Below are 569 nucleotides of genomic sequence, written 5' to 3' on the forward strand. Positions count from 1 at the left end.
AAATCGCTTCTCCACGCTTTCCAACATCAAGTCTCGGATGTCGTCACCGCTGTAGCCCGTCGGGCTGGCGACCCAGCCGATGGCTTCGCGGTCACAGCAGTCCAGGGCAAAAGTTACACTCAACTTCGCACCGTCGTCGCAGCGAAACTCGAAGCCGTCCGAGCACCAGCGCGTATCGCTGATAGTCACGGCAATTCGGCCTTCATGCCGGCGCTGCACGCCAGGCTGCTTGATGCGGCGTCCCAGCAGCAAATTATGATCGCGCATGACGCGGTAAACCCGTTTCACATTGATCGGGGCCAGTGACTGAACTTCACGCTCGCGGCGCAGCAACCCCCAAACACGACGGTAGCCATAGCTCGGCAACTCGCTGACTTGCTGCTTAATCTCAGCGACCAACTCCGTATCGTTCACGAGCCGACGTCGCCGTACTTTGGGCGATACCGATTGCTTGATTCGAACCGTTAATTGCGAGCGCGACACACCGAGACTTTCGCTGACCAGTTTCACTGGTCGTCCCCCGGCAACAAGGGTGAGTGCGCAATCCATTTTCGCGACCGGGCGATCTC

The 569-nt window shown here is 58.7% G+C and carries 1 protein-coding gene; it reads right to left on the reverse strand.

Going from position 1 to position 569, the window contains the following annotated elements; translation table 11 throughout:
• On the reverse strand, nucleotides 1–569 hold a 569-nt coding region (locus tag AC3WJP_RS29155), incomplete at both ends, for an IS3 family transposase (RefSeq protein WP_493724612.1).

This window comes from Pseudomonas sp. GW821-FHT01A09 (assembly GCF_058986725.1).